Source organism: Dialister sp. (genome assembly GCF_036343215.1).
Lineage (GTDB): Bacteria > Bacillota > Negativicutes > Veillonellales > Dialisteraceae > Dialister.
Window position 1 is genome coordinate 1 of sequence record NZ_JAZASU010000074.1, and the last position, 8,515, is coordinate 8,515.

6 protein-coding genes and 1 tRNA gene are annotated in these 8,515 nt (G+C 48.9%); 6 read left to right on the forward strand and 1 reads right to left on the reverse strand.

What is annotated here, in order from left to right:
- Window positions 1–1,291: 1,291 nt before the first annotated feature.
- Window positions 1,292–1,534, forward strand: coding sequence for a helix-turn-helix domain-containing protein (locus tag VZT47_RS08220; RefSeq protein ID WP_330224487.1), 243 nt, complete (start codon window positions 1,292–1,294; stop codon window positions 1,532–1,534).
- A gap of 314 nt (window positions 1,535–1,848) precedes the next feature.
- Window positions 1,849–2,031, forward strand: coding sequence for a hypothetical protein (locus tag VZT47_RS08225; protein WP_330224488.1), 183 nt, complete (start codon window positions 1,849–1,851; stop codon window positions 2,029–2,031).
- Window positions 2,032–2,298: 267 nt separating this feature from the next.
- Here the strand turns inward: VZT47_RS08225 and VZT47_RS08230 are convergent, their stop codons facing one another.
- Window positions 2,299–3,369 carry a 3-dehydroquinate synthase family protein gene (locus tag VZT47_RS08230; protein WP_330224489.1) on the reverse strand — a complete coding sequence of 357 codons (1,071 nt, stop codon included), beginning with the start codon at window positions 3,367–3,369 and terminating at the stop codon, window positions 2,299–2,301.
- A 172-nt stretch (window positions 3,370–3,541) separates the two neighbouring features.
- Between VZT47_RS08230 and VZT47_RS08235 the strand changes: the two genes are divergently transcribed.
- The 4 genes from VZT47_RS08235 (at window position 3,542) to VZT47_RS08250 (ending at window position 7,911) form a co-directional block, all read left to right on the forward strand.
- Complete coding sequence (locus tag VZT47_RS08235; protein ID WP_330224490.1) at window positions 3,542–4,741, forward strand: hypothetical protein; 1,200 nt, start codon at window positions 3,542–3,544, stop codon at window positions 4,739–4,741.
- A gap of 330 nt (window positions 4,742–5,071) precedes the next feature.
- Window positions 5,072–5,148, forward strand: a tRNA-Arg gene (locus tag VZT47_RS08240).
- A 487-nt stretch (window positions 5,149–5,635) separates the two neighbouring features.
- On the forward strand, window positions 5,636–7,480 hold the full coding sequence (locus VZT47_RS08245) for an alkaline phosphatase (protein ID WP_330224491.1): 1,845 nt from the start codon (window positions 5,636–5,638) through the stop codon (window positions 7,478–7,480).
- Window positions 7,477–7,911 (forward strand): hypothetical protein, encoded by a 435-nt coding sequence (locus tag VZT47_RS08250; RefSeq protein ID WP_330224492.1) that lies wholly within the window; start codon window positions 7,477–7,479, stop codon window positions 7,909–7,911. Before VZT47_RS08245 ends, VZT47_RS08250 begins: the two co-directional genes overlap by 4 nt.
- Window positions 7,912–8,515 lie beyond the last annotated feature (604 nt).

Below are 8,515 nucleotides of genomic sequence, written 5' to 3' on the forward strand. Positions count from 1 at the left end.
ATTTTCATTCTGGTTTTGTGGTAAAATAGAGTTCATGGCAAGGGCCTCCTTTAGGTATTGTTTTGTCTCCAACCTAATTTTACCTAAAACGGAAGGTCCTTGCTATTCTTTTTTAGAAAAAGACCGATATTATTTAGGAAAACACAAGATTGTTAACTGCGAAGTTTGAGCTGTTAGTAAAAAGTGATACCTGCAGGGCGCCTTGCAACAGGGGCGCTCTTTTTGTATTTTGAACTGAATTCTTTGAAATTTTGAATGAACAGCTGTCTTCGAAGCTCTGAATCGATCGGGAATCGGAATCGGGACTCGGGGTGGTGCGGCGCAAATTTTGGGGCGCCGCTTTTTTATATTCTGCCTTTGGCTCTCATCCGGGCAGCGTGATTTTTCTCATCAGTGCGGTTCGTCCGTCCTGAAGGAATTGGGAATTGGGGTTAGGGATTAGGGGCGGTGCGCTGCACAATTCATGAAGCAGCGCCGTTTAGATTCTGCCTTTGGCTCTCATTTGTGCCGGGAACGAAGTGGGCATAAGGGGGATGGAAGTTCCGGGTTCCGAGGAACTTTAGTACGTAACGCATGAAGCCTTTGTGTCATTTACCATTCTTACGATAGATAGTCCCCTTCACCCGCTGTGCGGGAGCTTCCCCCGCAAGGGGAAGTAAATCACGTATCTTTTGAGTCAATTCCGGTTTGCACCGATAGATGAACCCACCCGCCTTCGCTTCGCTCAGGCACCCTCCCCGCAACGGCATGACTCTCACTGCCATTTGCGCGTCATTCGGCTTCGCCTCTTTCCTTCAAATGGCGTTCGAGAGCAAAACTTGGGAGGGTTTGAACAATTCGACTTGATGGATGGTGACAATTGGCATGTTGACCATCTGCGGCATTTGGCCCCGGGAGGGAATATCGGAACTTATATGGGTCCCATATAAAAAGGCGGCACTCTATGAATTGTGTGCCGCCGCTTTCCCGATTCCCGAACGATTTCATGTTTCGAAGATGACTGAAAAATCAAGGTTTCAAAGAATTCAGTTTTAAAATAAAAAGGACTGCCAAATTTTTGTACGCGTCAGGTTTTGTCATAACGGGATGGTATAGTACAATGTGGAAATATATTTCCATACAGAGTGAAAAAAGGGGAGTACGCCCGGCCAGATGTACTGGGCTTTTTTGGATTTTTGTGAAGCGGCAGCGGTTTCTTAAAAGTGAACCAATGGGGGTGAAAGTGGAACTGATAGTTCGTTTCAAAAAAATCATAAAACTAGCATAATAATACATATGAAGGAGGGAGTGTATGGGAAGGCAGATTGACCCCCGCGGCATGGGGATAAAGATTGCGTATTACAGGAAAAAGAAGCGGCTGACCCAGGTGGATCTGGCGGATCGTGTGGGAATCAGCAGCCGGTATATGTCGAAAATCGAATGCGGCGATGTGGCCGGTTCGGTGTCTCTTCCCATCCTGGTCCGGATTGCAGAGGAATTGGAAGTAGGCATCGAGGAATTGATGGCATATAAGCAGGAGAGGGAGAGAGAGTAAGAGTCCTGTGGCCTTCGGGTCACGGGATTTTTTTATTGTGTGTTTGCGGGGCGGACTCTGTGTGATCAGCTGGGATTCCAAGTAAGTGTATAGTCATCGGTTATCAGTTCGCAGTGGTTCATAATCACAGGGGCAGCCGGGCTTCGAAAGGATTGGGAAATTTTCCGATTTATGGAAATACAATGGATTCGCACAGATTGGGACCACTATTAACTGCTAACTAAAAAAATAAAGCTCTTGAAGCAGACAGTCTCTGTCATACCGGCATGCTATAATACAATCCGCATGGGACAGGTGGTCGGACAAGGAGGCTTATGGAAGACGAACGGAAAGAGGAAAAGGCAGTAGAAAATGAGAATCGGGAATTTTATACGGATGAGGAGTTCGAGGAAATTTACAATCAGTTCTGGGCCCGTATGACCCACCGGTTTATCCAGTGCTTCGTGGGAGGATTTCTCACGGGACTCTTCGTGGCCGGGATGATCGTAAGTGTATGAAAACAGCAGGAAAACTTTCAGGTCATTCAGGAGTAAAGTTATCAGTTCTCAGTGATCAGTTCGCAGAGAAACCATTCTTGTGGACGACTGTATTTCCATATAATTGAGGGATTTTCAAATATCTGAGAATAAAGTATGTCCGCAGGGATGGGACCACTGATAACTAAGAACTGATAACTGTTAACTTTTCCTTCAGTTTTCGAAAAAGAGTTTCCGTACAAGTAAAAAGCCCCGCTTTCACGGGGCTTTTTGTCATATTTCCACAAATTAATTCTTGAATACTTTGATGAGGTCGTCCAGTTTGACCTGTTTTACGATGCCATGTCCGATTTCTGTAATCATGGTGACGGGAAGGGAATCGTCGTGAAGTTTCGGGTCCTGTTTCAGGGCTTCGAGGAGGATTTTGTTCGGAACGGCGGTGGAAATCGGCAGCGACAGGGATTTCAGTACGTATTCCAGGCGGCCTGTGGTACCATGTCTGGTGACGCCTTCCATTTCAGATCGCTGGGTAATGAGGTACATACCGATTGCAGTCGCTTCGCCATGGGTGATTTCCATATTGTTGTAGCGGAAGGACCGTTCAATGGCAGATCCCAGGGTATGACCGAAATCGAGGAGCCGGCGTTCGTTTTTGGACTGGGGATCCAGTTCCACATAGTGGGCTTTGATGGTGCAGCAGCGGCGGATGATTTCCGGAAGGACGCGGTAAATATCCATGTCCGAGGAAACTTTTTCGAAAAGTTCAAAGAGTTCTTTGTCCGCTACGCAGCCCATCCGGATGGCTTCGCCCATCCCATTATGGAAGAACCGGCGGGGAAGGGTTTTGGCCATGGAGGGATCGACGAAAACGGCTTTCGGCTGATAGAATGTGCCGACTACATCTTTGCCTGCGTCCGTATCGAGGGTAATTTTTCCGCCGATGGAGGAACCGATCTGGGCAAGGACGGAGGTGGGGAACTGGATATAACGGATTCCGCGCCGATAAGTAGCTGCGGTAAATCCGGTAATATCGCCGACGACCCGTCCGCCTAAAGCGATCAGGATATCATCGCTTCCCAGGCTAAAATCCACGAGGGCTCCGTAAACACGGCTTACCATGCGAAGGGTCCGGAATTTCTTGTCCGACGGAACGACGATCATCTGGACGGTAAATCCTGCTTCTTCCAGAGATTTGACCAGGTCATTTCCATAAAGTCTGTCGAGGCCGTCTTCCGTAATGATGGCTGCCCGATTGGCTCCCGTCAGGTCCCGGATCATAGGGCCTGCTTTCTGAATCAGTCCATTGTCGATTACAATGTCATAGGAGTCATTGCCGAGATTCATGTGAATTTTGTCCATACCCTTCACCTCGTTTGAACAATAGAAAATATATATTTTATTATATCATAGGGTACTGTATTTCGTAGTCGGAAATCATGGATGGAACGAGAGTATTTCATAAATTTATCTTCCAAAAGGCCGGCGGCTGCATTATAATTAAAAATGGAAAAATATGGAAAGGAGGGGTCTTATGGGCCTGGTCATCAGGGATATCCTGCTGCTTGGTTATCTGGAAGGAAAGCCGGTACATCACCGCATTCCTCCCTTTGAACTCAGGACTTTTGGCGACGACGCAGAGGCCCGGATTCCCCTCCTTATGAAAGATGGATGGCTCCGGGAAAGCGAACCCCGGGAAACGGCGGGCATGCTGCCGGACCGGGCGCTTTCGGAATTCCTGAAACGCTGCGGCCTTTCCGGGGAAGGTACCCATGCGGAACTCACGAAACGGCTGGTGGATCATATTTCCGAAAAAGATTATGAACATGTGGTGCCGAAAATCTACGTCCTCACGAAAGAGGGCAAAGCGGAACTGGGCCACCATCTGGCCTATGTGCTGAATGCGAAAGAAGGCTATGGCCTCACGGAAGGGGAAATCGGCGAATCCCAGACCGCCCTTTCCCAGCGGGGCGAACCTTTTACAGCCCGGGATATTCTCCGGCGGGCCCTCATGCAGAAAATTTCCCTCTACACCATGGCCGGCGAATGGTCGAAACTCCGAAATACCTATTACACGGCAGCCAATTTCTACCTTCGGGTGAAGGACAATGAAAAAGCGCTGCCCTACCTGTACCTGGTTTTCTTCATCGATATGTCCGGTATGGGAAATAAAAATAACGTGGTACCCTATGAAAACCTTTTCCCCACCCAGAAGGGCATGATCCTTCTGATGGATGAAATACGGCTGAGCCTTCACCTGTCCATGGATGATGTGAAATCTTCCTTCCTTTCCTCCATCGCCCGGATGGCGCCAAGGCTTCCTTTTGCCTACTTTTCGCCCCAGGTCATGGCTTCCATGCTCATCGAAAGACTCCGGGGAACCGAATTTAACGGGACGAAATATATCGCCGAACGAAACGTGCCGGATCCCGCCTCCAAATCCTATCACTACATTCCCTACGGACGGAGTGAAATCCGGGGCCCCATGAAGAATGTGCCTGCGGTGAAACCAAAAATCATGGCACCCCCGTCCCTCCGGATGCCCAAGTTCACCGCGCCGCCGCCCTTCAAACCCAGTGATAACGCCTGGCCCCTCCCGAGAATCCGGAAACCGGAACCGGAGAGACCGGCAGCTCCCAAACCGGGTCTGAAAAAAGAAGAGAAAAAAGGATTCTTCTCCCGGCTGAAAGAACTGAAAGAACTTTTCAGGGACGATGAAGAGGAAGAAGAATAAAAGCTGCAATGACGGAATCGTCGTTGCGGCTTTTTTGATGAGAAAAACGGATTTCGGATTTGGGATTTCGGATTGCGGGAAGGTGGCGGGCATCAGAATAGTTGGCCCGCCAGTCTTATATGGGAAATTTCATCTTCGGCAGCTTTTCAATCGGGGCTGTCGGGGGTTTCGGGGATGATCGGGAATATCGGGGCATCGGGAGTCATTTCGGGATTGTCGGGTATGAATTCCTCCGATAGTCAGATTTGGTAATAGAAATCTAATTGCTAACGGCTGACGACTTTCCAGATACTTGAAAAAATCCCTATATTTATGTATTATATTAGTAATGCGTCTGTAGCTCAGCTGGACAGAGCAGCGGTTTCCTAAACCGTGTGTCGGGAGTTCGAATCTCCCCAGGCGCACCACTTGAAATTAACAGGTTTTATCGAATAGATCTGGCTTTCAGCCAAAAGCGGAAAGACACAAAAATGAGGTGGAGCCCCCCAATTGCCCCCAAATTGTTTGTGTTTTTTTGTTTTCCTCTGAGGACTGGCAGATTCTGCCGGAAAAATGGCGGCACTTTCGGAAATTTCCGAAAGTGCCGTTTTTGATTGAAAAAAAGGGACCCCTTTTATGAGGGAGATGGCTGCCCCCCTGCCCGGGGACGATTCCCCCAACTTTACGGGACGCAATGGGCGCACTTGAATATCCAATCTTTACATTTCATGGTCACTGTCAAAAATATTTCCAATTCTCATACAATTCTAATTATTATTTTTCCAAACCCATACGAAACCCTGTATTTCTTCTTTCATCGCCCTTTTAAGATGATATGCAGAACAACCAGTTTGACCGCTTGCGGTCTGTGGCCCCATGGGCCTGTTTCTCTCTTAAAAGGGGAAGGAGTCAATAATGAAAAAATCCTGGATGAAAGCAGCCATCTGCGGAATTCTCGCAGGAACTGCCATGCTTGGCGGAGTCATGAGTGCCGATGCTTCTGATATTCGCATTCTGCCGGTAGACACCGCAAAATTCTGGGCCGGCGCCCGTTTCGATTTCGATGTGGAAGTAGCCAATGCAAAAGGTCTGCAGAACGTAGACGTACAGATCAATGGCGTATCCGCTGACAAATACTTCGGCAAAGAAGCAGTAACCAAAGTTCTTGATAACGGCGTGACCTCCTATAGAATCGATGGAGTCAACTTTGCAAAACCGGGCGATGTCAAAGTTACGGTAACCGCAAAGGATTCCCTCGGAACTTCCACCCAGTCCGCTGCTTACAAAGTAGTGAAGGAAGCTTCCAAGAAGAAAGCCAAGAACGTCATCCTCTTCGTAGGTGACGGCATGTCCCTCCAGATTCGTGAAATCGGCCGTATCCTTTCCAAAGGCATGACCAACGGGAAATTTAATGATCTTCTCGCTATGGAAAAACTGGATCATAACTGCCTCATCACCACTTCCGGCTATGATTCCCTGGTTACCGACTCTGCAAACTCTGCATCTGCCTACGCAACCGGCCATAAATCCGTAGTCAACGCTATGGGCGTTTACGAAGATTCCACCAAAGATCCGCTGGATGATCCGAAAGTAGAAAATATTTCCGAAATCCTGAAACGTACCCGCGGCATGTCCGTCGGCATCGTAACCCAGGCTGAATCTACCGATGCTACCCCGGCAGCTATGGTCGGCCATACCCGCAGAAGAGCTCTCCAGGATTACCTGTCCAACAATTACCTCGAAGAATACCATCGTCCTGACGTCATCATGGGCGGCGGCTCTGCCCGTTATGTTCCGAAGAGCGTAGCCGGCTCCAAGAGAAAAGATGACATCAATGTCATCCAGAAATTCAAAGACCTGGGCTACACCTTTGTAGACAACTCCACCGATATGATGGCAGCTTCTGCCGACAAACCGCTCCTCGGCCTCTTCACCCCGAGCACCATGAACGTATACATCGACCGTGAAATGCTGAAGAATCCGAAAGTCCTCAAAGGCCATATGGATCAGCCAAACCTGATGAATATGACAAAGAAGACCCTCGATATCCTCTCCAAAAACCCGAACGGCTTCTTCGCTATGATTGAAGGCGGTTCCATCGATAAACAGCTCCACGTCATGGACTGGCAGAGATCCGCTTACGATCTCATCGAATTCGATAAATCCATCGAATACGCTGAAAAGTGGGCAAAAGAACATGGCGACAACACCCTGATCATCGTCGTAGCCGATCACTCCCATGGTATTTCCATCTCCGGCACCTACCATGAAAGAGACGGAAAGACTGGCGAAGATGCAGTCCGCACCTATGCAAAGTCCATTTTCCCGACCTTCAAGGATGCCAACCATGACGGATTCCCGGAAAATCCGGATCCGGATGTAACCATCGCCGTACAGTATGCAAACCATCCTGAATACTACGAAAACTACCGCTTCATGAAGACCCCGACCCCGCCGGCTCTTGCTGTTACTGAAACCAAAGAAGAAGCTGTCCAGAATGGTGACAAGATCGAATACCATCAGGTTTCCAAAGCTTCCTCCAAAGCCAACCCGGCCCGCATTCCGAAGAATGGCAAAGCTGAACTCGTTCCGGCAAACATTCCGAAGAATGAAACCCAGGAATGCCACTCCGCTGATGATGTAGTCCTCAACGCAGGCGGCCCGGGATCCGAATATTTCCATGGAGTTATGGATAACACCGAAGTATTCTTCGGCATGCTTCGCGCTCTTGGCATCGATGCTACCAAATCTCATAAATGAGAAAATTTCTTCTGACTTCCTTTATGGCTCTCCTCCTTGCGCTGACCGGAATCACGGCAGCCTTTGCGGAAGAATTATCGTTTGACGAAATTTATTCCGGCTATCAGGATGGCGGACTCGTCTTCTCTGACAAGGTAGCGAGCCTTGAAGGCGGCCAAGTGACCATGCAGGGCTATATGGCCCCGCCACTGACGCCGACCATACATTTCTTCGTACTCACTGCCGTTCCCATGTCCATCTGTCCATTCTGTAATTCAGATGCTGACTGGCCTGAGGACATCGTGGTCGTTAAAGTTAACGAACCCATCACTGCACTCCCCTATGATACCCCCATCACCGTCACAGGCACACTGGAGACCGGCAGCGAAACCGACGAAGAAACCGGATTTGTGAGCCAGCTCCGGATCAATGCCGATTCGATCACGGGCTGATTTCTCCAGCCGGAAATATCGCTTACACATACAGAGGGCTGCCGGAAGGCGCCCTCTTTTTCTTGTTTTGCAGAAAATATTTGGAAATAGACTTGAAAATGCTTTCGACTGAAGGGATTAGGAATTAGGGATTGGGGAAGGTACGCCGCAACAGAAGAAGGCGGCGTAGTTATTGATTAAAAACCGTACAACCGGCCTTCGGCCGGGGAAAACAGGTCAACTTCGACGCTCGAAAAACTCAGGCAGACCTCGCCTCCGGCTCGGGAGGGCTCCGGCGAAAGTCCTCTCCGCGTTAGGGGAGGTGTCAGCGAAGCTGACAGAAGGGGCGTACTTTCGTACATGGGAAAGATGAAACAATTCGCTCTACGCGTTACGTCCGCTCGCCGGACCCGGGCAATACAACGGAGGAGGGTATTGCGTTTTCCTTTGAAAATCAGATTTCGATTCGTCAGTTTGCTGTTAGCAGCAATATCATTAACTTAACAGCTGCTAAAGTGCTTCCAAATCGAAATTTCTCTATTGCGTTTAAAGGAAATAGGGCCTTATTCACCCTGTTCGGAGTAAATTTTAGTAGTTTTGACCGGTTTTTGAGGCACTCTAAAGG